Origin of the sequence: Saccharothrix australiensis (genome assembly GCF_003634935.1) — a bacterium.
GTDB classification, from domain to species: Bacteria; Actinomycetota; Actinomycetes; order Mycobacteriales; family Pseudonocardiaceae; genus Actinosynnema; species Actinosynnema australiense.
Window position 1 is genome coordinate 2,460,519 of record NZ_RBXO01000001.1, and the last position, 22,287, is coordinate 2,482,805.

The window sequence follows — 22,287 nt, forward strand, 5'->3', positions numbered from 1 at the left end:
TCGGACTCCTGCACGTCGGAGTGAACTGCGCACGGCCAACGTCCGACCAACGCGCAACCAACGATCACTCGCCGGGTGAACCTTCGGCCGGCGCGGCGACCGGGAAACCCCCTGGTCAACCGGGCTCGCGCGGTGTGGGACGCGTGTCGCGGGCCGCGCGGTGCGGCTCGGGCGGGTGTGGTGCCGCGCGTCGGGCGGGTCGTGCGGCGCGGTGCCGGCCCGGTGCCGGCCCGGTGGGGCGGTCGCCGGACGGGTTCCCGTTCGGGCAGGGTTGTTGCCCCGCCGCCCCACTCCCGCGCGCCGGCTCGTCCTGGTCGCCCCGGGGTTGGGGTTCAGTCGGGGTGGCTCGGTGCCCGTCGGCGGAAGGACCAGGTCGGTGCACACACCCGAACACGACAAGCACCCCGACGGGAACGCGCCCGGCCGCGCGCCGGCCCGGTCCCGCGCGCAGGAACCGCGGGCGGGCCTGCTCGGCCTCCAGCGCACCCTCGGCAACCGGGCGGTGGTGGAGATGCTCCAGCGGTCCGGCCACCCCGGCGCGTCGACGCCGGTGCAGCGGTCGAGCGTGCGGGACGTCCTGCGCCGCCCTGGCGAGCCGCTGGACGACGCGACCCGCGTCGACATGGAGTCGCGCCTCGGCGCGGACTTCACCGACGTGCGCGTGCACACCGACGCCGCCGCGCAACGCTCGGCGGCGGAGATCGGCGCGCGCGCGTACACCTCGGGCAGCCACATCGTCATCGGCGCGGGCGGCGCGGACCGGCACACCCTGGCCCACGAGCTGATCCACGTCGTGCAGCAGCGCTCCGGGCCGGTCGCCGGCACCGACAACGGCGACGGGCTGCGCGTGAGCGACCCCGGCGACCGGTTCGAGCGCGAGGCCGAGGCGGGCGCAGGCCGGGCGCTGTCGATGCCGACGCCCGCCCAGCGCGCGGTGACGGGGGAGGAGGCGGCGGGCGACCCGCGTGCGACCGGGTTCGTCCAGCGCCGGTTCGCACCGTTCACCGGGGCCATGACGCCGAGCGGGGTCGGCGTGGCGGGCCTCGGCCACCCGCTGGACACCCTCCAGAACTCCGGCCTCACCTACCCGAACGGCGCGACGCGCGGGAACCTGGTGGCGATCGAGCAGCTGTTCCAGCAGACCGGGGGCAACTCGCAACCCGGTTACCCGGTGGGCTTCCGCGAGATCACCCGGCTCTTCCCGAACGCGGTCGGCGAGGAGCACCTCATGCAGGTGGCCACCGCCATGCACGCCATCAACGCCGGGTTCGTGGCCGGCGCCAACAACGTCGCCACCAACATCTTCATGGGCACGGCCACGGCCAACCGCAACCACTCCAACGAGGTCGAAGTGCCGTTGCGCCAAGCGATGCAGGGGCTGAACAACGCGGGCAGGGCGGCGGCCTACGAGTGGGTGATGGGCAACCTGCCCCCGCTGTCGACCCCCAACGCCCCGCACCTGCGCTACTGGATCGCGCCCAACACGTGGATCCCCGGCGCCCTCGTCCCCGGCCCGCAGGTGGCGGCCCTGCTGCCGCAGGGGGCCACGCACTACGTCGACACCACGCGGTTGTACCGCGACCTCAGCCGGTTGCCGAAGATCGTCGTCTACCGGGTGCGGCCGAACTACGTCGCCAACTACCTGCCGGACTACGTCCTGGACAACATCGACATGATCGAGGAGGAGGCCGCCGCGATCAACCGGGAGATCACGCCCCTGCTGGCCGCCGGCGCCCAGCTCACGCCGCGTGACCAGTACCGGATCGGCATGGTGAACACCACGCTGAACGTCGTGCGGTTGTTGCGCGGCAACGGCCCGTTGCTGTTCCCCAAGACCTTCACCGCCAGTGCCCAGTACTGGTTGCCCACCTACGACAGCGCCGCGTGGTGGGCGATCGGCGGGGAGAGCACGACCCTGGCCGCCGACACCGTCTGACCGGGCGCCGCGCGACCACGCGGGCGGCGCGGTGGCTCGTGCCCGCGCCCGGACATGCGGGATCGGCGGCGCGGAGGGGGAGGCCGCACCGCCGAAGACGAGCCCGCTGGACGAGAACCAGTCACATCACGACCACGTGCGCCGATGGCGTCGGCGCGGGTGGCACCTGCCCCGGGGCGTGCCAGGTCGAGCGGGGTCGGCGCGGCGTGCGGACGCCGCTCGGTCCCGCTCGGCACGGGTCAGACGTCGTACTCGTCGGGGAACCGGAGGCCGGAGCCGCTCGCGTGCATCTCCAGCGGGATCGCGCGGCCCTTGGGCTCCTCCCACGCGTCCTGGCGACCGAGCGCGGTCAGGTCGAGGTAGTGGCTCGCGGCCCAGGTGGACTCGATGCCGCGGGCGTAGGTGGTGTAGGTGTGGTAGACGGTGTCGTCGACGCGGAGGAACGCGCTGATGGCCGGCCAGTCGCCCCGCCACGCCGGCGTCCAGGGCATGCCCGCCTCCGCGAGTTCCTCCTCCGTGCGGTAGTTGAGCAGCACGGGCGCGACGCGGTCGTCCACCGTCGTGTGGAAGTCGTAGTTGAAGTCGCTGTCGGCCGAGGAGTACCAGGGGAACGTCCACCCCATCCGCTCACGGAACGCGGCCAACTTCTTGTACGGCGCGCGGGTCACCGCGACGAGCGAGGTGTTCCGCACGTGCAGCTGGGTCAGCCGCGGGATGACGTCGGCCTGGGTCGAGCAGCTCGTGCAGCCGGTGTCGCGGGGGTGCTCGTTCCCCTCCTCGTCGATGTCGAAGGCCCACATGAAGTGGTGCATCACCAGCTGTTGGCGACCCTCGAACAGGTCGAGCAGGCTCACCGCGCCGTCCGGGCCCTCGAACGTGTACGGCTTGTCCACGCGGACCATCGGCAGCCGACGGCGGTCGGCGTTCACCCGGTCGCGCGCACGGGTGAGCTCCTTCTCCTTCACCAAGAGCTCTTTGCGGGCGGCGAGCCACTCCTCGCGCGTCACCACCTCGGGCAGGTTTCCGTAGGACAACGGTGCCTCCGTGCTGATATCGATTTGCAACTGGTTTCCGCCTAGCAGGCTAGGGCATACTGGTGTAAGAATGCAACCAGTTCGGAGGTGAGTGTGGTGCGGAAGGACGTGCGGTCCGGGTGCCCGGTCAGTCAGTGGTTGGAGATCTTCGGCGACCGGTGGACGCTGATCGTCCTGCGCGACGTCATCTTCAGCGGGGCGAGGCACTTCCGCGAACTGCTCGCGAGCCCCGAGCGGATCTCGTCGAACGTCCTGGCCGACCGGCTCAACACGCTCGTCGAGCACGGGCTGCTGACGCGGTCGGACCACCCGACGCACAAGCAGAAGGTGACCTACAGCCTCACCGAGCAGGCGATCGAACTGGTACCGATTTTCGCCCAGTTGGGTGACTGGGGGGTCCGGCACCTCCCGGTCTCCGAGGAGTACGCCGCGCGCGGGGAGGTGCTCGTCAGCGGCGGCCGACCGGTCTGGGACGCGTTCATGGACGAACTCCGCGAGATCCACCTCGGACCCGGGGCCCGTCGGCGGCCCGCGCCGGACGGCCCCACCGTGGCGTCGCGGATGCAGGCCGCCTTCGCGAACGCGCTCGACCGCGACACCGGTACCTGACCGGGAGGAGGGCGGGGCGGTCGCGGGCCTCCTCCGGCGGACCCCGACGCGCGACCGCCCACACAAGACAACCAAGGAAGGTGCGGATGAGTACCCAACAAGCGGCGCTGAGCCGGGGCCGGACGAGCCTCGTCCTGGCCACGCTGTTCCTCGGATCGTACGTCCTGGGCTCGGCCGAGCTGCTCATGGTCGGCCTCCTGAACCTCGTCTCCACCGACCTCCAGATCTCGGTGCCCGCCGCCGGCGAGCTGGTGACCGCCTACGCGCTCGGCATGTCCATCGGCGGTCCGCTGCTAACCGCGCTGACGATCAAGCTCAACAAGCGGGTCGTCCTGGTCGGCGCGGTCGTGCTGTTCGCCCTCGGCAACCTGGTCCCGGTGCTGGTCGACAGCTACGGCCTGTTCCTGGCGGCCCGCGCGCTCACCGGCTCGCTCAACGGCCTGTTCATCGCCGTCGCGTTCGTCGCGGGCATCTCGATCGTCCCGCCGGAGCGCGCGGGCCGGGCGATCTCCACGGTGTTCTCCGGGTTCGCGGTCTCCGCCGCGACCGGCGCACCGCTGGGCACGCTGCTCGGCCAGTCGCTCGGCTGGCGCAACTCGTTCGTCGCGGTGGTCGTGCTCGCCGTGCTCACGGCCGTCGCCACGACCGTGCTGCTGCCGAGCCTGCCGAGCGCGAGCGGTGGCGGCGGCGCGGGCAACCAGGTGCGGTACGCGTTCGCGCCGAGGGTGCTCGCCGTGCTGTTCCTCGGCTTCCTGGCGTTCGCGTCGCTGTACACGGCGCTGACCTACATCGTGCCGTACCTGGAACGCGTCACGGGCATCTCCGGCGCGTTGCTCAGCGTCTTCCTCCTAGTGTACGGCGTGGCGACGGCGGTCGGCTCGTTCGGCGGCGGCCGGTTCGCCGACGAGCGGTCCGGGCGCACCATGCTCATCGGGTCCATCGGCGCGGCGGCGTCGCTGCTGGTGCTCTTCCTCGGCGGCGCCATCGCGTTCGTCGCGGCGATCGCGCTGCTCTCCCTCGGCCTGTTCGCGCTGGGCATGGTGCCCGCGTTCCAGTACCGCGTGATCAGCCTCGCCGGACCCGGCGGCCAGTTGGCGTCCTCGCTGCCCGCCTCGGCGGCCAACGCCGGCATCGCGGTGGGCTCGACCATCGGCGGCGTGGCGATCGTCGGGCTCGGCGACTCGGGCGCGGTGGCCGTCGGCCTGATCATCGCCGCCGCCACGATCCCGGTCGCCTGGGCCGCCGGCCTGCTGAAGCCGCCGGCGGTCGAGGAGCCGGCCGGGCAGCCGGCCGCGGTCGAGCCGACCGCGGGCACCGCGTCCTAGCACGACGACCGCGGCGACCCGCCGCGGTCGGGGTGCCCGGGTGATCCGGGCGGTCCGACCGGCCGCCCCGATCCGCACCGGACCCCGGCCCGACGGGTCGCCGGGTGGTCGACCCCCGGCGCGCCGCCCGGTCTCGCGGCCGTCCGCGGGCGTTCCGCCGGCCGGAATCGTTCCGGGGTGACATCCGAATACCGTCGAACACCGCCCGCGCGCGGGCGGTGTTTTCCGCTGCGTTCGACCGAGCATTCCGAGCGTCCTACGCGATAAAGTGCCGCCAAGGCGTTCCGCGATCGCTCTCCGTGGCCGTCAAATGGGCCGTCGTTGCCGTCGGTGAACATGCGCGCAATTATTTTCACGAGTGCTCTGACCTGCGCTGCGCAGGTCCGTAGGGGAATGATCCGGGCGGCGGAACGCGAAATCGGCAGAAGTTCTCCAGCGGTGCTCTGGGTAGCCTGTGGTGGTTCGGGCCGGAGATGATCCGCGACCCGTACGGAAATCATCGGCCGCCAATGCGGCACAAGCCGCTCCTGGGGGAGCGCGACCTTTTTTGGAGACACTGTGTTGACACTCGGCCTGAGCGGGCACTACGGGTCCGACGACGTGGACCTGGCACCCGGCATCCCGCGCTGGTACATGCACGACGCGGCCGCCTGCCTGGTCGCCGACGGCGAGCTGGTCGCCGCGGTGGAGCAGGAGCGCTTCAACCGGATCAAGCACACCACCAAGTTCCCGGTCGCGGCCATCCGCGCGTGCCTCGACCTGGGTGGGGTCGGCCCGGAGGACGTCGACGCCGTCGGCTACTACTTCGGTGAGGAATTCAGCGACATCGCGCTCAACACGTGGTACGCGGCGATCCCGACCCTGCCCGCCCGCACGACCCGCCAGGTGATCCAGGACAAACTGCACGCGGAGTTCGACTGGCGCGTGCCCGACGACCGCCTCCAGTTCACCGCGCACCACCTGTCGCACGCGCGGTCCAGCTTCACGCGGTCGGGCATGGGCGAAGCGCTCGTGGTCGTCATGGACGGCCGTTCCGAGGATGATTCGACGTCGATCTTCCGCGGCGAGGGGGACAAACTGGAGAAGCTCGCCACCTACTCCATCGCCCAGTCGCTCGGCCTGTTCTACATGTCGGCGATCAACCTGGTCCGCTACGGTTTCGGCGACGAGTACAAGGTGATGGGCCTCGCGCCGTACGGCGACCCGGCGGTGTACCGGGACGTTTTCCACACCCTGTACACGCTGCACGACCACGGCCAGTACGAGCTGACCAAGGGCACCGTCGACATGCACCTGGTGGCGGCGACGTTCCGCTCCGCCGGGCTGTGGCCGCGGCGCGCCGGTGAGCCGGTGACGCAGCAGCACATGGACTTCGCCGCCGGCCTCCAGGAGATGCTGGAGACGGTCTCGCTGCACGTCGTCTCGCACTGGGCGGAGGCGACCGGGCTGTCCAAGCTCTGCTTCGTCGGCGGTGTCGCCCACAACAGCAGCCTCAACGGCGTCCTCCTGCGCTCGGGCCTGTTCGAGGAGGTGTTCGTGCACCCCGCCTCGCACGACGCGGGCGCGGCGGAGGGCGCGGCCCTGGAGGCGGCCCAGACCCTGGGCGACCGGCCGGCCCGACAGCCGCGGATGCGCACCGCCAGCCTGGGCGGCCACCTCGGCACGCGCGCGGAGGTCGAGCGCACGCTGCGCGGCTGGAGCGACCTGGTCGAGTACGAGCGGCCCGACGACATCGTCACCGCGGCGGCCGGCCTGCTCGCCGAGGGCGCGGTGCTCGGCTGGGCGCACGGCCGCTCCGAGTTCGGCCCGCGCGCCCTGGGCAACCGGAGCATCATCGCCGACGCGCGGCCCGCCGAGAACCGCACGCGGATCAACGCGATGGTCAAGAAGCGGGAGAGCTTCCGCCCGTTCGCGCCGGCGGTCACCCCGGAGGACGCCGCGACCTACTTCGACCTCACCGGGACGAAGGCGGACCACGAGTTCATGTCGTTCGTCGTCCACGTGCACCCCGACCGCAGGGACGAACTGGGCGCGGTGACGCACGTCGACGGGTCCGCCCGGCTCCAGGTCGTCGACCCGGGGACCAACCAGCGGTTCTACCGGTTGATCAAGGCGTTCGGCGAGCTGACCGGGACACCGGTGCTGCTGAACACCTCGTTCAACAACGACGCGGAGCCGATCGTCGAGACGGCCACCGACGTGATCACCTCGTTCCTCACCACCGGGCTCGACGCGCTGGTCATCGAGGACTTCCTGGTCCGCCGCCGGGACGCCGTGCTGCCCGCGCTGGACGGCCTGGTGCCGCGCCTGCGGCCGGTGACCAGGCTGAAGGAGGAGTGGAACCCCCGCGCCGCGGGCGCGGCGTCGGTCCGCCACGTCTACCTCTCCTGCACCGACGGCCCCCGCGCGGAGGTCTCGTCGCCGGTGTTCGACCTGCTCCGCTTCACCGACGGCGCGAGCACGCTCGGCGCGCTGGCGGAGCGCCACCTGGCCGGACCGCTCACCGACGCGGTGCGCGAGGAGCTGTTCGGTTTGTGGCAGCAGCGGTACTTCTCGCTGACGCCGCAAGCGCTCGCCTGACCATGCGGGCGCCCGTGGAGCCGAGCGCGGTCGTCGGAGCCGGGCCGGAAGAGGTCAAGCTGCTGGTCGACGCCGTGCTCCGCCAGGCGGACCGGCAGGCGGACGGCGGGGCGGACGACCCGCTGTCGCACGCCTGGCTGTGCTGCCTGGAAGCCGCGAGCCGGGTGGGCCGGGTGCTCGACGCGCGGCGGGAGCAGGCGGTGGAGGACGGCGGGGTGCGCCGGGCCGAGGAGCCCGCCACGACGGACGTGGAGCTGCGGGAAGCCTTCTCCGCGGCCCGTGCCGCCGCGGCGGCCGTCCGGTACGCGCTGTACGGGTCGCCGGACCGCACCCGGCCGCACGGGGACCGGTCCGACGCAGGCGGGACGTCGTCCGCAGGGCCGGGGTAGCCCGGCGGGCGGCGTCCGGGGACACGTCGGTCCCCGGAGGGATCGGGCGGTCGGCCTCGGTGGGGCTGACCGCCTCCTCCGATCGCGAGCGCTCACGGCGCTCCGCGCCTTCGCCACCGGCGGTTCGCCGGCACCCGCTGTCCACAGTGGACATATATGGTGGAGTGCCAGGGAAACCCGTTACCGCGATGAGGTGAAGCCCGTTGCGCTCACGGCCGTTCGACGGGTAGAGCACATGGATTGCCGTCCTGCCGAAGGAGTCACCCGTGAACCCCGATCTGCTGCGCAACTACCTCGTCCGCCACCACGTCGGACGCCGTGACGTGCTCCGGATGGCGGGCGCGGCGGGCGCCGCCGGACTCGTCGGCGCCGCGTCGTCCGCACCGGCATCCGCGACCACGGGGCCCGCTGAGGCCGACGCCACCCGGCTCGACGACACGCCGTTCGACTACGCGGACCCGGCGAACCTGTCGGACTGGGCGCCCAGCCGGTACGGGCCGGACGACCAGCGCGGCACCCTCAACGAGGTCACCCCGGCGAAGACCGCCGCGGCCCTGGCCCTGCTGCGGCCCCGCCGCGACGTCACCACCTACAACCTGGGCGAGCTGATGTGGAACGGCTTCCCCGCCTTCCGGACCGAGCCCCGCCGCACCTACGAGCAGCGGCTCACCGTCCTGGGTTACCAGCCGCCACCGGGTTTCCGCGAGCAGGGCGGCATCCTGGTGACCCCGGAACCGCTGGGCGACAACCGGATCAGCATCCACGAGGAGCGGTTCGAGGCGGAGCTCTCGGCGGCGCACCCGCGGCCCGTGGCCACGACCTTCCAGATCGGCAGCCAGCTCGACAACCTCAACCACATCGGCGCGGCGGAGTTCTTCTACAACGGCCTGCGCGGCCCGGACATCGCGCGCGGCCACGGCACGGTGCGGCTCGGGGCGGAGAACGTGGGCCCGGTCGTCACGCGCGGCGTGCTGCTGGACGTGCTGGGGGTGAAGCTGGCCGGGGACCGCCGGGAGGACCTGGCCGAGCCCGCGGCCAACGGTCGACCGCTGCTGCGCGAGAACTACCGCATCACCGTCGAGGACATCCGGGACGCGATGGAGTTCGGCGGCATCGACCGCCTGGAGCCCGGTGACGCCATCCTGTTCCGCACCGGGTGGAGCAACCTGCTGGCGCGCCGCGACCCGGCCGACATCGCGCGCTGGGAGGGCGCGCGGGGGCTGCCCGGTATCTACCTGCGCGAGGCCAGGTGGCTGGCCCGCGCCCGGCCCGCGGTCATCGGCGGCGACACGTGGGCGCTGGAGGTGGTGGGCAACCCGGTCAACGACGCGGCCGTCGTGTTCCCGGCGCACCAGGAGTTGATCATGCGCCACGGCATCCGCATCGGCGAGTCCTACGTCGTGGACCGCCTCGCGGCCGACCGCGTCCACGAGTTCGTGTTCATCGTGACGCCCCAGTACTCCCAGGGCGCGACGGCGGGCAACACCCCGCCCGCGGCGCTGGGCCAGCCCCGCCGCCGCTGACCGGGCGGTGCCGGGACGCGGGTCGTCGTGCCATGCTGGAGGCGGCAACGTGATCGGGGGTGCGCATGGCGTCGAAGCGCAGGAGCGGTGTCGCGCCCTACGTGGCGCTGGTCCTGGTACTGGTCATCTTCGTGCCGGGCGTGCGGGAAGTCCTGGCCGACCTCCTCACCCCCCTGCTGGACCTGCTGCGCGACCTCAACCCCTTCCGCGGCTGACCCCAACCACCTTCCACAACGGACAGTCCCCCATCCCCTCCCCGCGCCCCGACGGCGGCCTCGCCCGCCTCGCGGAGCCGAGGCCATTCACCAGGGACGGATGATGCGAAGAAGAGACGACCTCCGGCGCACCGTGATCGGGGCGATGGCCGCGTCGGTGTGCTGTGCCGGGGCACTGGTCGTCGGCGCGCCCGTCGCGTCGGCGGCACCGGTCGGGCTCGCGCTCGACTACACGTGCGCCGTGGCCACGGGTCCGGGGCTGCCGGTCCGGGTGGACGTCACGGGCGTGCTGCCGGACGAGGGTTTCGCGGGCGTGAACTCCGTGCCGTACCTGGAGCCGGCGTTCATCGACGTGGACCTGGAACTCGGGGCGTCCGACGCGTTGGGCCGGTCGGCGGTCCCCGGTGGGCTGCGGCTGGACGGCGACAGCACCGCGACGCTCGCGGCGACCTTCGTCGGGCCCGGCGGCACGACGGCGGCCGAAGCCGCGCTGGCGTTCGCGCCGACGCGGATCACCCCGTCCGGCGGGTCGTCGGTCAAGGCGGCGGGCGGGTTCCCCGGGCTGACCTTCCACCGGGCCGGCGCCTACGACGTCCACCTCGGCGACCTGGAGCTGTCGCTGCGCGTCGAACGGGCCGACGGGACGCCGCTGGGCACCGTCACGGCCACCTGCGCCCACGACCCGGCGGCACCCGCCGTGCTGGGCACGCTGGTGTCGGAGCCGGTCATCGTGGAGCACCCGATCCGACCGTCCGCACTGCGGGTGACCGAGGTGACGCCCACCAGCGCGGCACTGACCTGGCACGCCGTCCCGTGGTGGTTCGACACCCGGGGCTACGAGGTCTACGTCGACGGCGAGCAGGTCGCGTTCGTCCACGACAAGCAGGCGACCATCACCAACCTGGCACCCGACAGCCAACACCGCGTCAAGATCGTCACCCGAGACGTGCGCGGCCTGTCCTCCCCCCGAAGCCAGGGCCTGGTATTCACCACCCCACCCACCCCCTGACCCCACCCTCACCCCCTGACCCTCACCCCCCTGACCCCCGCCCCCCTGACCCCCTGACCCCTCTCCCCACCCCTCTCCCGCCCTCGCACCGCGAGGCCGCGTCGGGTTGTCGCGCCTCATTTCCCGCCGATCACGCTTTTCGATCGGCGGGAAATCAGGCGCGATGACCCGACCACAGGGCGGCCGAGCCGCCGCCTGCGGAGCAGCGGCCATCCAACACAGCCATCAAACACACCCGTCCAACACCATCCCGAGACCGAACTCGAAACGCTCGTCGAAGGACGTGTCCCGCAGGTGGGGCAGCACCCGCCTCAACGCCGGGTAGTCGCCCTCGGCGACGAGGGCGGCGAACCGGTCGCCGGCGGCGTGCGGCGCCGCCTGCTCCTCCTGCACCAGGCCCAGCACGAAGTAGACGATGGACCAGCAGGTCCAGACCGCCTCCCGGTCGGGGCACCCGCCGCGCGACAGCGCGTCGACGAGCGCCTCGGCCAGGCCGAGGGTCGCCGGCTCGGCGGCGTAGGTGCCCGCCACGACCCGCGCGCCGTCGCGGTGCGCGAGCAGGGCGCGGCGGTAGCGGTGGGCCAGTTCGCGGGCCCGGTCGCGCCAGTGGTCGGGCAGCCCGTCCAGGGAGACGTCGGCGACGATCGCGTCCGCCATCAGCTCCAGCAGCCGCGCCTTGGTCTTGGCGTGCCAGAGCACGGTGTTCATGCGGACGCCGAGGCGGTCCGCGATGCCCCGGATGGACACCCCGTCGGCACCCAGTTCGTCCAGCAGGGCCAACGCCGCCCGCACGACGGCGTCCTGGTCGAGCCGTCCTTGACTCTTGGTCACCGACCTAGTGTACTGGCGATGGGTATTGGTCAGTGACCAAGGAGGAGTCGTGGAGCAGGTCGTCATCGTCGGCGCGGGACCGGTCGGACTGTGGTTGGCCGCGGAGCTGCGCCTGGGTGGTGCGGCGGTCACCGTGCTGGAGAGCAGGCCGGAACGCGATCCGCACTCGAAGGCGCTCACCGTGCACCCGCGCACGATCGAGGTCCTGGCGTTCCGGGGCGTCGCGGACCGCTTCCTCGCGGAAGGCGTGCGAATCCCCGACGGGCACTTCGGCGGGTTGGACAGCCGGATGGACTTCGGCGGGTTGGACACGCCCTTCCCGTTCACGCTCGCGCTGCCCCAGGCCCGCACCGAGGAACTGCTCGCCGAGCACGCGCGGTCGGTCGGCGCGCGGGTTCGGCGCGGGCACCGCGTCACGGGGCTGACGCAGACCGCTGACGCCGTGTCCGTCGAGGTCGAGGGCCCGGCAGGGCCGTACGTGCTGGACGCCGGGTACGTCGTCGGGTGCGACGGGACGCGCAGCACCGTCCGCGCGGCCGCCGGCATCGCGTTCCCCGGCACGGACACCACCACGTGGGGCTGGCTCGGCGACGTCGTCCTCGACGACCCGCCGCCGGGCGCGGTGCTCGACGCGTCCGGTCCGCGCGGCGGCGTGATGGTCGTGGCGCTGCCCGGCGGCGTGCACCGGTTCGTCGGCTGCGACCCCGGCGGCCACCGCGCCGACTGGCCAGGCGACCTCACCCTGGACGAGTTGCGCGCTACCGTCACGAGCATCACCGGCACCGACTTCGGGATGCGCGACCCGGTGTGGCTCTCGCGGTTCGGCAACGCCACCCGCCAGGCCGAGCGGTACCGCAGCGGTCGGGTCCTGCTCGCCGGCGACGCGGCGCACATGCACTTCCCGACCGGGGGAGTGGGGCTGAACGTCGGCGTGCAGGACGCCACGAACCTCGGCTGGAAGCTGGCCGCCACCGTGACCGGGCGGGCGTCGGACGACCTGCTGGACACCTACCACGCCGAGCGCCACCCCGTCGGCGCGGACCTGCTGGTCGCCACGCGGGCGCAGACCGCGTTGATGACGTCCTTCACGCCCGAGACACGAGCCCTGCGCAGCCTGCTCGGCGACCTGATCGCCACCGTGCCCGAGTTCTCCCGCGACCTCGCCGAGCGCCTGTCCGCGCTCGCCGTCGCCTACCCGCCCACCACCGCGGACGCCCACCCCCTCACGGGGAAGCGCGCGCCGGACCTGAGGTTCCGCGACGGCACCGGCCTGTTCGGGCTGCTCCGCGCCGGGCGGCACGTCCTGCTCGACCTCGCCGACGACGACCGGGCGGTCCCGGACGTCGGGATCACCACGCATCGCGCCCCGCTGGCCGAGGCGCGTGACGACTGGGAGGGCGTCCGGTTCGCGCTCATCCGCCCGGACGGGCACGTGGCGTGGGCGGGTGCCGACATCACACCCGTGGCACGCGAGGCCGCGTCGAGTTGTCGCGCCTGATTTCCCGCCGATCCAAAAGCGGGATCGGCGGGAAATCAGGCGCGATGGCCCGACCAAAGGCGGCCGAGCCGCCGAGGCGATTCAACACGCGCTGACGCACGTGGCCGCGCTGGGGCCGGTGCCGGCGGAGTTCACGCGGGTGCCGGAGGCGAAGCGGGCCGCCGACGCCGGTGTGCCCGCGATGCTCGTGTGGCACTCCCAGCGGACCTGACCGCCGGCGGCCGGGCGCGGTGGCCGGCGGGTCGGGCTCGGGGGCCCGACCCGCCGCTCCGCCCTCACCCCTCCCTCCTCGCGCGCGGCGTGACGAGACCGGATTCGTAGGCCGCCACGACGGCCTGGGCGCGGCTGTTGAGGCGGAGCTTCGCCATCATGCGCTTCACGTGCGTCTTGACCGTCGCCTCGCTCAGGACGAGGCGGTGCGCGATCTCCTGGTTGGTCAGGCCGTGCGCGACGAGGCGCAGGATCTCGGTCTCCCGCGCGGTCAGCTCCGACAGCGGCGCGTGGTCGGCGGCGGTGGTGCGGTGCCGGTCGGCGTAGGTCTCGATCAGGCGCTGGGTGATGGCGGGCGCGAGGAGGATGTCGCCCGCGCTGATGGCGCGCACCGCCGAGATGATGCGGTCGGGCGGGGTGTCCTTGAGCAGGAAGCCGGACGCGCCTTCGCCGAGCGCGGTGTAGACGTACTCGGGCAGGTCGAACGTCGTGAGCACGATGACCTGCGGCGCCGGGTCGGCCGGGCCGGCCAGGATGGCGCGGGTCGCCGCGATGCCGTCGAGGACGGGCATCCGGATGTCCATGAGGACGACGTCGGGCCGGGTCGCCGCGGTCACGGCCACGGCCTGCTCGCCGTCGCCCGCCTCACCGACGACCGTGAAGCCCGGCGCGGCCGTGAACAGGGCGACGAGGCCGGCCCGGATCAGCGGCTGGTCGTCGGCGATCAGCACGCGCGTGGTCATCGGCCGCTCCGCGCGGTGGGCAGGCGCAGCACGACGGCGAACCCGCCGTCGACGGGCTCGGCGGTCACGGTCCCGCCGTACAGCTCGGCGCGTTCCCGCATCGCCCGGATGCCGTCCGGGGTGTGGTCGGGCCGCGGCGGCGGTGGCGGGCCGCCGGTGTTGACGATGCCCAGCGTCAGCACGTCGCCGCGGTAGTCGAGCGTCACGCGCGCGGTGGCCCGCCCGGCGTGCTTGAGGATGTTGGTCAACGACTCCTGCGCGACGCGGTACGCGCACAGGTCCGTCCCGGCGGGCAACGGCCGCGCCTCGCCGCGCACCTCCAGGTCCACGGGGACTCCCGCCAGCCGGACGCGGTCCACCAGGCAGCCCAGGTCGGTCAGGCCGGGGTTCGGGCCCAGCTCGCCGCGTTCGCCGACGCGCAACACGTCGAACAGCCGCCGCAGCTCCGTCAGCGCCTCGCGGCCGGTGTCGCCGACGGTCGCGATGGCCCGCCGCGCGGTGTCGAGGTCGCTGTCCAGGACGTAGTGCGCCACACCGGCTTGCAGCGTCACCACGGACATGTGGTGCGCCACCAGGTCGTGCAGCTCGTGCGCGAGGCGCAGCCGACGGTCGAGGGTCGCCCGCGCGGAGCGCGCGGCCAGCCGCCGCACGCGGTCGCCCCAGCTCCGCGTGCTCTCGCCGAGCACCCACGCGGTGAGCACGACCACCGTCGACAGCGCCGCCGCCGACCACGTCCCGTCCGCCGACAGCCGCAGGTGCGCCGCCCACACCACGAGCGTCGTCGCCGCGAACACCGCCGCCGCCACCGGCCGGGGCCGCAGCGTCGCGACGGTGAACATCGCCACGAGCACGCCGAAACCGCCGGCGGCGGCCAGGTCTTCCCCGATCACCGCGCACGCGCCCAGCGCGCCGAGGGCCACGCCCATCGTGGCCACGGGCGCGCGCTGCCGCAGTGCGAGGGGTGCGGCCGTGAGCCCGACGAGGACGAGGGCGGCCGGGTCCGACACGCCGCGGGTGACGGCGGTCGTGGTCGAGAGACCGGCGACCACCGTGGCGAGCAACGCGTCCACCGCTATCGGCTGGGATCGCACCGGCCCACGTTAGCGTCGCGGCGGTGGCCGGGTCGCCCCTCGTGAGGAGGAGCCCGCCCTACCCTCCTGGGGGTAGGCGGACCGTTCCCCGAAGCGGGGACGACCCTTCGGCGCGGCGCGTGGACACCGGTCGGGGCACCCGGCGCGGACGTCGTTCGCGTTGCGGTCGGCGGCGGTGGCGAGGGGCAATATCGAAGAAGTCGCGCCGGGGTGGCCTGGATACACTCCGTGGTGTTGCCGACAAGCTGATGATTGTTTCTGCGAGCGTTGACCCCTGGAGGTCCGCAATGCGCTCCTCTGCCGCGTCATCGCCCGCTCCGGACCGCCGAACCGAGAATTCTTCGGAAAACTGCCGATCCGCCGAAAACCGCGATTCTTCCCCGACGGGCCGTCGTGTCCGCCCGTCGACCGCGCGGGCGGACGGCCGCACCCCCTCGGCGACGGCCACCGGCTCGGCGGCGCTACCCGGCTCGGCGGCGGCTCCTTCCCGCCCGGCGGCGGTTCCCCGGCCGGCGACGACCACCCCGCCGCCCGCCGTCCACCGCCGGCCACCGTCCTCTCGGGACGATCGCCGCCGGTCGGGCGCCGCGCGGCCACCCACCAGCCATCAGGGCGTCCGTGACCGCCGCCGATCGGCCGACGCCGACGGCCGGCCGCGGGCCGGTGCCGCCGACGTGGTGTGGCGCGGCACGCGGGCCGTGACAGCCCAACGCCAACCAAGACGCGGAGGACGCCAATGAGCGTGCCGGAGACGTTCGACGACATCATCGTCGGGGCGGGCAGCGCCGGGATCCCCCTGGCCGCGCGCCTGAGCGAAGACCCGTCCAGGCGGGTCGCCCTGATCGAGGCCGGCCCCGATTACCGCACGCCGGAAGAGACCCCGGAAGACCTGCTCGACGGCAACCAGATGTCCCTGGTGCACCACGACTGGCGGTTTTCCGCCGATTTGCTGCCGGACCGGAGGACCCGCTATTTCCAGGGCAAGGTGGCCGGCGGTTCGTCGGCGGTGGGCAATACGATCGCCATCCGGGGAATGCCCGAGGACTTCGACGAGTGGGCCGCCGCCGGCAACCCCGAGTGGGCGTGGTCGAAGGTGCTGCCGCACTTCCGGCGGATCGAGGACGACCTCGACTTCGGCGGCGAGTTCCACGGCAGCGGCGGCCCGATGCCGATTCGCCGCTGGCGGTCCGAGGAGTTGACGGCCGCGCAGCAGGCGTTCTACGACGGGTGCCTGGCCACCGGCTTCCCCCGGTCGGTCGACCACAACCACCCGACGTCGACCGGTGTCGGCCCCGCGCCGTCCAACCGGCGCGACAGCCGCGTGCGCGTGTCGACCGCGTCGGCGTACCTGCCGGAGGCCCGCGCGCGGGAGAACCTCACGATCCTCTCCGGCGCGGTGGTGAACCGGGTGCTCCTCGACGGCGGCGTCGTGCGGGGCGTCGAGGTGGTCACCGGGTCGGCCACGCAGGAGCTGCGGGCGCGCCGGGTGATCCTCTCGGCGGGCGCGGTCGGCTCGCCGGCGATCCTGCTGCGGTCCGGCATCGGGCCGCGCGACGACCTGCGCCGGTTCGGGATCGACGTGCGGCTGGACCTGCCGGGCGTCGGCGCGGGCCTGAACGACCAGGCGCGCACCGGCGTGTTCATGGTGCCCAAGCCCGGCGCCGAGAACTTCGGCGCGTCGGTGGGGCAGATCGTGCTGCGCACCGCGGCCAAGAGCACCGGGCGCGCCAACGACATGTACTACGCGATGGTCAACCACTTCGACCTGGCCACGCAGTTCCCGCACCTGCGGGACGCCGCGCAGGCCGGGCGCGTGTTCACCGTGCTCGTCGTCGCCCGCGAGCCCAGCTCGCGCGGTCGCGTCACGCTGGCGTCGAAGGACCCGCGCGTCGCGCCGCGCATCGACCTCAACTTCCTCTCCACCGAGCACGACCACCGGTTGCTCGCCGACGGGCTGCGCATCGGGTGGGAGGTGGCGCAGTCGCCGACCATCCGCGGCCTGGCCGAGCGGGTCGTGCTGCTCGACGACGCGCTCGTCGACTCCGACGAGGCCGTGCGCGACTACGTCCGGGCGACGGTGGACCCCGCGTACAACCCGGTCGGCACCGCGCGGATGGGCCCGGCCGACGACGAGATGGCGGTCGTGGACCAGCGCGGCGCGGTGCACGGCGTCGAGAACCTGTACGTGGCGGACGCGTCGATCATGCCGAGCATGGTGCGGGCGAACATCAACATGTCGGTGATCGCGATCGGTGAGCGGGTCGCGGAGCTGCTGCGCGCCGGCTGAGGGCACGGGGTGCGGGGCCGGCGCCGTCGCCGGCCCCGCACCGGCGCACGGCACGGAACGTCCACAGTGGATCGACGAGGGCGCCTCGGAGAGGTGGAGCAGAGCGATGACAGCAGTGGAGGACCAGCACGGGGTACCGGTGACCGCGCCCGACCGGGCCGTCTCCCCGGCGGCGATCATTGAGCTGGTGAGCGGGTTCCGGGCGGCCAAGTTCCTGATGGCGGCCACCGAGATCGGCGTGTTCGAGGCGCTCGCCGACGCGCCCGCGGACCTCGCCGGGCTCGCCGCCCGCACCGGGCTCACCCGGCGGGCGGCCCGGATCTGCGCGGACGCGATGGTCGCGATCGGGCTGCTCGTCCGCGACGGCGACGCCTACCGCAACAGCGACGTCGCGGCCACCTACCTGACCGGGTCGACCGACGTGGACCTGCGCCCGTTCATCCGGTTCTCGGACCGCATCAGCTACCCGGCGTGGGACGGCCTCGCGCACGCGCTGCGGCACGGCCCGAGGGACCAGATCACCGACCTGGACCCGGAGCGGCAGCGCAGCTTCTCCGAGGGCGTCGAGGCGCTGAACGCCGGACCGGCCGCCGCGCTGGCCGCGCGCGCCGACTTCACCGCGAGCCGCCGGCTGCTCGACGTCGGCGGCGGCACCGGCTCGTGGTCCATCGCGGTCGCGCGGAGCCACCCGCACCTGAGCGCGACGGTGTTCGAGCTGCCGCAGGTGGTCGGCCTCGCGCGGGAGCGGATCGCCGCGCGGGGGCTGGCCGGGCGGATCGGGGTGGTGCCCGGCGACGTCCTGGCGGACGAACTGCCCACCGGGCACGACTGCTGCCTGCTGGCCAACGTGGTGCACTGCTTCTCGGCGGAGGACAACCGGCGGCTGCTGGCCAAGGCGCGCCGGGCGGTGGAGCCGGGCGCGCGGCTGCTGCTCGTCGACTACTGGACCGATCCGACGCACACCCGACCGGTGATCGCCGCCCTGATGGCCGGCGAGTTCGCGGTCAACATCGAGCACGGCGACGTGTACAGCTCGGCCGAGGCCCGCGCGTGGTTGGCCGACACGGGGTGGCGGTTCACCGCCCAGGACCCGATCGACGGCGCGAAGTCGGTGATCGTCGCCGAAGCGGTGTGAGGGGCGGTGGGAGCCCGCGCCGCGGTCACGCGGGTGGGGTCCGCCCCACCCGCGTGGTGGTGCCGGCTCCACCACCGCCGGGCAGGCAACGGGATCGTCGGTGCCGTCGCGCGTTCGTAGGTTCTCGGTCATGGGCAATCGGACCGAAGTGATCCAGACCGGCCGCTCCGGCGGCGTCCTCGTACCCGTGGTGCTGTGGTCGCTGCTGGTGGCCGGCGTGACGACCAACGCGATCAGCTCCCTGATCGGCGCCGGTGGAATCGTGCACCTCTCGGCGGGCGGGGCGGCGGTGCTGTGCATCGTGCTCCTCGTGGCCTACTACGCGCGCCGCCGGTCCCGGTGACCGTGCGCGGCGGTGCTGGTCGCCGCGCTGCTGACGCAGGCCGTCCAGGCGCAGGCCGCGCCGGCGGAGGCCGCGGTGAACGCCGGGCTGCGCGCGGCGGCGGAGCGGGTCGTCGCCGGGGCGGTGGGCGTGCAGGTCCGGTCCGCGGGAACCCGTGGGGCGTCGACGGGTTCGGGCTCGGCCTGATCCAGCACCGGACCCCGTGCGGGGTGGACGCGTGGGGCCGTGCAGGCGGCGTGCCCGGCTGCGTCACCGTCGCCTACACGACGCTGGACGGCCGCAAGCGCGTGGAGGCGTCCGTGAACTCCGGCGCGCAGCTGACCGACGCCTTGGTCGACGGGCTGATCGACGCCGCCGTCTGCGGCTGACCCCCGGCGGGCGGCGCACCGCTCGCGCCGCCCCCGGATCGGGGTGCCCGCACCCGCGGGCCCCCGGACGTCGGCGCCCGTTCCCCGTCGCAGGACTGGCGGCGGGGAACGGGCGCCGCGTCGCGCACGTCCGGGGAAGCCCCGTCAGTACCGGAACGCCTGGAACTCGGCGATCCGGACGGTCCGCGCCACCACCGGGTTGCCGGTGGCGCAGTCGCTGGTCGACCGGGGGTCGTCGTGCCGCGAGCCGGCGTAGTCCGGTCCGTCCGTGCACTGGTTGCCCACCACCCGGATCCGCAGGTGGGTGGCGCGCGTGGGCGGTATCGGGAACCGGCGCGTGGTGAGGTCCGGCGCGGTGGGGCGCGGCACGTCGGCGGGGAAGGCGTCGGCCGGGCTGGTGTACGCGACGCGGAAGTCCGCCGGGTCGGCGCACGACGAGCCGGCCGTGGCGTCGCACGCCAGCACCTCGAACCGCCGCAGCGCGGTGAACCGGTTCTGCGGGCCGGGATCGGCGTCCGGCTCGACCGCCGGCCGCAGCAGGGCACTCACCTGCACCCGGCGGACGACCTGCGGCCGGTCGCCCGCGAGGTCCACCGTGACGCCCCTGCCCGCGACCGGGGAGCCGATCGACGCCCAGTTCGTGGCCTCGGTGTCGTCGATCAGCGCGGTCAGGTTCACGCCGTCGCCGGAGGCGGTCGCGCCCCGGGCGCGGGAGGCGAGGTTGGGTGTGGTCGACGGCTGGACCGCGGTGTCGCGGTCCGCGCGGACCGCGCGCCGGGTCCTGCTGCTGCCGTAGCCGTCCGCCACCACGACGAAGTCGTAGTCGCCCGGCACGACCTCCACCGCGTCGGGCAGCGGCGTCGCCGGGTCGGTGTCGGCCACCGGGCGGCTGCGCGCCTCGTAGGCGCCGACGTACAGCCGCGCGCCGGCCGGCGCCGCCAGCCGCACCGTCGCGTTGCGCGCGTGCGGCGAGGCGAAGCTCGGCGTCGGGTCGGCGTCGTCGGGTCCGTCGCTCGCCGCGTCGCGCCCGAGACCGCGCCGGGCGAACGCGCGCCACAGCTCGGGCACGTCCGCGCCGCCGAACCGGACTTCGTTCGCGGCCAGCGTGGCGTCCCGCAGGTCGACGTAGCTGACCGCGCCGGACGCGCTGAGCAGCAGCGCGTCGAACGCCTGCTGCACCCACCGCCGGTTGCCGGGGCACCGCTCGACGGGCCGCTCGCCGTCCGCGCACGCCCGCTGCGCCTCGGCGGTGCCGAGGCCGTACTTGTCGATCATCGCCCGGCGGAGGTCGAAGCTCGTCGCGGTCCAGATCTCGCCGTCCGCGTGCACCTGCTGCCCCACGAGGTCGTAGGCGATGTTGCTGTAGTTGAGCGGGCTGCGGCTCATGTCGTAGTTGCGGATGCCCGCCTCCGCGTCGCCGGTGGCGTAGCCGGCGATCACGTAGCGCGTGTCGCCGCGTGGCCGGAAACCGTGCTCGAACAGGTACTCCGCGGCGAACAGGTCGGAGTGCGACTCGTTCAGCGCCCCGCCCTGCGCGCCGGACCAGCCGCTGTCCGGCCCGGCGATCAACCGGCCGCTGATGGCGTGCCCGTACTCGTGGCCGATCACGGACATGTCGTAGTCGCCGTCCACGCACGGCGCGTAGAACCCGGCGGGCGTCGGCTGCCACAGGTACATGTTGGTCGTCGGCGGCACGCCGTCGGGCGGCGTGATCTGGTTGGCGTTGTTGCGGGACGGGAACGTCGGCGGCGCGCCGCCCACCCGGCCGCCCGCCTGGGCGTTGCCGCGCTCGGCGTCACCGCCGAGGCCGCCGCGGTCGCCGTTGTCGGCCTGCATGTTCCAGGTCTCCTCGGTGAAGCCGAGGTGGTACGACCAGTCGTGCATCCGGTTGTGCATGGCGAACAGGTTGGCCAGCGCCGCGTCGACGTCGTTCTGCCGCGCGGAGGCGAAGACCGCCGGGTCGCAGCGCTCCTCGTGCCACTGGTTGGTCCACGGGTAGGCGTAGCGGCGGTCCGGCCTGGCCGCCGAGGTGCGCGTACCGACCGTGCCGGAGGCCAGGTCGTCCCACTTCTCGGTGGTCCGGCCGGAGTTGCCGGACGACGTGCGGCTCGCGTCGCCCGCGACGGGGTCGAGGTCCCAGGCGAGGCCCCGGTCCGCCGTGCGCACGGTCCGCTCGCAGCCGCGCACCCGCTCCAGGCACCACCGGACGCGGTTGTCGCGCGAGGAGTAGTCGGCGGGCGGGTTGGCCGGGAACACCTCCCACTCGGGGTGGTCACCGTCGGAGTGGTGGTCCACCAGGTCCTCGCGCACCAGCAGCTCGCCGGTGCGGGCGTCCACGTAGCTGGTGGCGCCGGTCTCCGCGCCCACCTGGACGACCTGGTAGGCGAGCCGCGCGGGGCCGTCCGGCATCGGCACCGCGCCGAGCGCGACCCGCGCGGCCGGGCCGAGACCGGCGAGGGCCTGGTCCGGTGACAGGGTCGCGGGCTCCGGGTCGGCCCGCGTGGGGCTCAGCGTCGAGCTGAGGAACACCACCGCGCCGTCGCGGACGCCGAACGCCGCGAGCCCGTCCAGGATCGCGGGCGTCGACCCGAACCGCTGGCGCAGCAGGACGTACGAGCCCTGGCCCATCGGGCGGTCCACCAGCACGTCCATCGCGTCGACGGTGTGCCGCGCCAGGCCGAACACGTCGCGGTTGGCGGTCAGGTAGGCGCGGGCCACCGCCACCGGGTCGCCTTCGACGCGGGTGCGCGACCCGGCGCGGGGGATCACCGTGGCGGGCGCGCCGTACCGGTTCCACCGCACGGTCGCGGAGCGCTCGCCCGCGAGCGCCCGCTGCCGGTCGGTGGGCCGTGCCGCGCCGGGCCGGTGGTCGACGTCGAGCCGGCTGCCGGGGGTGTCGCCCTGCGCGGGGGAGACCTCGCCGGCGGGCGGCGCGCCGATGGGCGGCGCTCCGGTGCGCGCCCCGGCGGGCGCGCCGCCGTCGCGCGGGTCGGCGGACGCCGTCCACGGCACCACCGGACCGAGGGCCAGCGCACCTGTCGCGGCGAACGCCACGGCCCGCCGGAAAGCCCGTTTCCGCATCTGTGAACGCCTCTCCGCGAGCCGTGCGAGATCCGAGTCGGTTCGAGCCTCCCGGTCGCGGCCGGGGAAAAGCTAGGCCC

At 73.8% G+C, this 22,287-nt stretch carries 19 protein-coding genes; 14 read left to right on the plus strand and 5 right to left on the minus strand.

Translation table 11 applies throughout. The features are described from left to right. The first annotated feature begins 376 nt into the window (after positions 1-376). Entirely contained in the window at positions 377-1,936 is a 1,560-nt protein-coding gene (locus C8E97_RS11565) for an eCIS core domain-containing protein (protein WP_246018818.1), read from the plus strand. Between the two features lie 239 nt (positions 1,937-2,175). On the opposite strand, the gene C8E97_RS11570 is transcribed toward C8E97_RS11565, so the two are convergent. Next, positions 2,176-2,970 carry a DUF899 domain-containing protein gene (locus C8E97_RS11570; RefSeq protein ID WP_246018819.1) on the minus strand — a complete coding sequence of 265 codons (795 nt, stop codon included), beginning with the start codon at positions 2,968-2,970 and terminating at the stop codon, positions 2,176-2,178. A gap of 96 nt (positions 2,971-3,066) precedes the next feature. Here C8E97_RS11570 and C8E97_RS11575 point away from each other — a divergent pair, with 96 nt between their 5' ends. The 7 genes from C8E97_RS11575 (at position 3,067) to C8E97_RS11600 (ending at position 10,620) form a co-directional block, all read left to right on the plus strand. After that, a complete protein-coding gene (locus C8E97_RS11575) occupies positions 3,067-3,579 on the plus strand; it encodes a winged helix-turn-helix transcriptional regulator (protein WP_121011317.1) in 513 nt (170 codons plus the stop codon). 86 nt (positions 3,580-3,665) lie between these two features. Beyond that, a complete protein-coding gene (locus tag C8E97_RS11580) occupies positions 3,666-4,904 on the plus strand; it encodes an MFS transporter (protein WP_121004431.1) in 1,239 nt (412 codons plus the stop codon). A 558-nt stretch (positions 4,905-5,462) separates the two neighbouring features. Then, complete coding sequence (locus C8E97_RS11585) at positions 5,463-7,484, plus strand: carbamoyltransferase family protein (protein WP_121004435.1); 2,022 nt, start codon at positions 5,463-5,465, stop codon at positions 7,482-7,484. A gap of 14 nt (positions 7,485-7,498) precedes the next feature. Next, a complete protein-coding gene (locus C8E97_RS11590) occupies positions 7,499-7,873 on the plus strand; it encodes a hypothetical protein (protein WP_147455072.1) in 375 nt (124 codons plus the stop codon). A 266-nt stretch (positions 7,874-8,139) separates the two neighbouring features. Continuing rightward, positions 8,140-9,396 (plus strand): cyclase family protein, encoded by a 1,257-nt coding sequence (locus C8E97_RS11595; RefSeq protein ID WP_121004441.1) that lies wholly within the window; start codon positions 8,140-8,142, stop codon positions 9,394-9,396. A 65-nt stretch (positions 9,397-9,461) separates the two neighbouring features. Continuing rightward, entirely contained in the window at positions 9,462-9,611 is a 150-nt protein-coding gene (locus C8E97_RS34440; RefSeq protein ID WP_211346974.1) for a hypothetical protein, read from the plus strand. Positions 9,612-9,714: 103 nt separating this feature from the next. Next, the gene (locus C8E97_RS11600; protein ID WP_147455073.1) at positions 9,715-10,620 is read left to right on the plus strand and encodes a fibronectin type III domain-containing protein; all 906 of its coding nucleotides are present in this window, start codon (positions 9,715-9,717) and stop codon (positions 10,618-10,620) included. Between the two features lie 225 nt (positions 10,621-10,845). On the opposite strand, the gene C8E97_RS11605 is transcribed toward C8E97_RS11600, so the two are convergent. Then, a complete protein-coding gene (locus tag C8E97_RS11605) occupies positions 10,846-11,451 on the minus strand; it encodes a TetR/AcrR family transcriptional regulator C-terminal domain-containing protein (RefSeq protein ID WP_246018820.1) in 606 nt (201 codons plus the stop codon). Between the two features lie 49 nt (positions 11,452-11,500). Between C8E97_RS11605 and C8E97_RS11610 the strand changes: the two genes are divergently transcribed. After that, positions 11,501-12,949, plus strand: a complete 1,449-nt coding sequence (locus C8E97_RS11610) for an FAD-dependent monooxygenase (RefSeq protein WP_121004451.1) — start codon at positions 11,501-11,503, stop codon at positions 12,947-12,949. A 275-nt stretch (positions 12,950-13,224) separates the two neighbouring features. Here C8E97_RS11610 and C8E97_RS11615 read toward each other — a convergent pair whose 3' ends face one another. Both C8E97_RS11615 and C8E97_RS11620 read right to left on the minus strand, forming a co-directional pair. Beyond that, complete coding sequence (locus C8E97_RS11615; RefSeq protein WP_211346976.1) at positions 13,225-13,902, minus strand: response regulator; 678 nt, start codon at positions 13,900-13,902, stop codon at positions 13,225-13,227. After that, positions 13,899-14,993, minus strand: a complete 1,095-nt coding sequence (locus tag C8E97_RS11620) for a sensor histidine kinase (protein ID WP_121004454.1) — start codon at positions 14,991-14,993, stop codon at positions 13,899-13,901. Before C8E97_RS11620 ends, C8E97_RS11615 begins: the two co-directional genes overlap by 4 nt. A gap of 736 nt (positions 14,994-15,729) precedes the next feature. On the opposite strand from C8E97_RS11620, the gene C8E97_RS11625 reads away from it, so the two are divergent. The 5 genes from C8E97_RS11625 (at position 15,730) to C8E97_RS36455 (ending at position 19,126) form a co-directional block, all read left to right on the plus strand. Next, complete coding sequence (locus C8E97_RS11625) at positions 15,730-17,280, plus strand: GMC family oxidoreductase (RefSeq protein WP_121004459.1); 1,551 nt, start codon at positions 15,730-15,732, stop codon at positions 17,278-17,280. A gap of 106 nt (positions 17,281-17,386) precedes the next feature. After that, a complete protein-coding gene (locus C8E97_RS11630; RefSeq protein WP_121004462.1) occupies positions 17,387-18,415 on the plus strand; it encodes a methyltransferase in 1,029 nt (342 codons plus the stop codon). A gap of 130 nt (positions 18,416-18,545) precedes the next feature. Beyond that, on the plus strand, positions 18,546-18,758 hold the full coding sequence (locus C8E97_RS11635; protein ID WP_121004465.1) for a hypothetical protein: 213 nt from the start codon (positions 18,546-18,548) through the stop codon (positions 18,756-18,758). Between the two features lie 12 nt (positions 18,759-18,770). Next, the gene (locus C8E97_RS34445; protein WP_170211774.1) at positions 18,771-18,944 is read left to right on the plus strand and encodes a hypothetical protein; all 174 of its coding nucleotides are present in this window, start codon (positions 18,771-18,773) and stop codon (positions 18,942-18,944) included. Between the two features lie 50 nt (positions 18,945-18,994). Beyond that, positions 18,995-19,126: a hypothetical protein gene (locus C8E97_RS36455; protein WP_281275332.1), complete on the plus strand. Its 132-nt coding sequence runs from the start codon at positions 18,995-18,997 to the stop codon at positions 19,124-19,126. 144 nt (positions 19,127-19,270) lie between these two features. Here the strand turns inward: C8E97_RS36455 and C8E97_RS11645 are convergent, their stop codons facing one another. After that, positions 19,271-22,207 (minus strand): M36 family metallopeptidase, encoded by a 2,937-nt coding sequence (locus C8E97_RS11645; protein WP_121004471.1) that lies wholly within the window; start codon positions 22,205-22,207, stop codon positions 19,271-19,273. Positions 22,208-22,287: the final 80 nt, after the last annotated feature.

What these genes read in the sequence shown, in the direction of transcription:
- C8E97_RS11580 (WP_121004431.1), top strand. Translation starts at nt 3,666, where the DNA reads ATGAGTACCCAACAAGCGGCGCTGAGCCGGGGCCGGACGAGCCTCGTC.
- C8E97_RS34440 (WP_211346974.1), top strand. Translation starts at nt 9,462, where the DNA reads ATGGCGTCGAAGCGCAGGAGCGGTGTCGCGCCCTACGTGGCGCTGGTC.
- C8E97_RS11600 (WP_147455073.1), top strand. Translation starts at nt 9,715, where the DNA reads ATGCGAAGAAGAGACGACCTCCGGCGCACCGTGATCGGGGCGATGGCC.
- C8E97_RS11615 (WP_211346976.1), bottom strand. Translation starts at nt 13,902, where the DNA reads ATGACCACGCGCGTGCTGATCGCCGACGACCAGCCGCTGATCCGGGCC.
- C8E97_RS11625 (WP_121004459.1), top strand. Translation starts at nt 15,730, where the DNA reads ATGAGCGTGCCGGAGACGTTCGACGACATCATCGTCGGGGCGGGCAGC.
- C8E97_RS11630 (WP_121004462.1), top strand. Translation starts at nt 17,387, where the DNA reads ATGACAGCAGTGGAGGACCAGCACGGGGTACCGGTGACCGCGCCCGAC.
- C8E97_RS11635 (WP_121004465.1), top strand. Translation starts at nt 18,546, where the DNA reads ATGGGCAATCGGACCGAAGTGATCCAGACCGGCCGCTCCGGCGGCGTC.
- C8E97_RS11645 (WP_121004471.1), bottom strand. Translation starts at nt 22,207, where the DNA reads ATGCGGAAACGGGCTTTCCGGCGGGCCGTGGCGTTCGCCGCGACAGGT.